Here is a 574-nt window from a genome sequence, read left to right as displayed (position 1 = left end):
AAACTGGGCCAAGTTTCCGGTAGATCCTTCAACTATTGATGCGGTGGTGCTTACCCACGCGCACATTGACCATTCCGGTTACCTTCCTGCATTGGTCAAGAACGGGTTTAAAGGCAAGATCTACTGCACCAAAGCCACTCATGAGCTCTGCAAAGTACTGCTGCCCGATGCCGGGTTTCTTCAGGAAGAGGATGCCAAGTACGCCTTCCGGAAAAAGTTCTCAAAGCACGAAAAACCGGAACCTCTGTTTACCGAAAAAGACGCCTGGGAAGCCCTGAAGCACTTTGAATCCCTGCACTACCACGAGAAATTCGAGCCGGTGAAGGGCTTTGAGGTTCAGTTCACTCCGGCCGGGCATATCCTGGGTTCCTCCTGCGTTCACGTTACGCACAAGAGTTCATCCCGCACCGTGGTGTTCAGTGGCGATGTCGGGCGCCAGGACGACATCATCATGCGCCCACCAGAGCCCATCAGCCATGCCGATGTTTTGGTGTGTGAATCCACTTACGGCGACCGCACCCATGGTGAAACCGATCCAGAAAAGGATCTGGAGGAGATTATCACTAAAACCGCG

1 protein-coding gene is annotated in these 574 nt (G+C 53.3%); it reads left to right on the top strand.

Features of this window, described 5'->3' with window-relative positions; all coding sequences use genetic code 11:
* On the top strand, window positions 1-574 hold a 574-nt coding region (locus Q675_RS36330; RefSeq protein ID WP_023012143.1), incomplete at both ends, for an MBL fold metallo-hydrolase.

The sequence above is a fragment of the Marinobacter sp. EN3 genome (assembly GCF_000475315.1).
GTDB lineage: Bacteria > Pseudomonadota > Gammaproteobacteria > Pseudomonadales > Oleiphilaceae > Marinobacter > Marinobacter nauticus.
Note: the sequence above shows the minus strand (reverse complement) of the source record. Positions and strands in the feature narration are given on the sequence as shown.